Here is a 210-nt window from a genome sequence, read left to right on the forward strand (position 1 = left end):
CCCAGGCCCATTGGAAGTTGTATCCGCCGAGCCAGCCGGTGATATCCACCACTTCGCCAATGCAGTACAGGCCCGGCTGGGTCTTGCATTCCATGGTCTGCTGCGAGAGCGCCCGCGTGTCCACGCCGCCCAGCGTCACTTCCGCCTTCTTGTAGCCTTCCGTGCCCGTGGGCACGATCTCCCAGCGTGACAGGCGCTCGGCCAGCTGGT

At 65.2% G+C, this 210-nt stretch carries 1 protein-coding gene; it reads right to left on the reverse strand.

What is annotated here, in order from left to right:
• Window positions 1–210, reverse strand: a 210-nt coding sequence (locus RRF55_RS29335) for an NAD(P)/FAD-dependent oxidoreductase (RefSeq protein ID WP_439419504.1), incomplete at both ends; no start/stop codon positions are given.

Source organism: Klebsiella sp. K47, assembly GCF_051858335.1.
GTDB lineage: Bacteria > Pseudomonadota > Gammaproteobacteria > Enterobacterales > Enterobacteriaceae > Klebsiella > Klebsiella pneumoniae.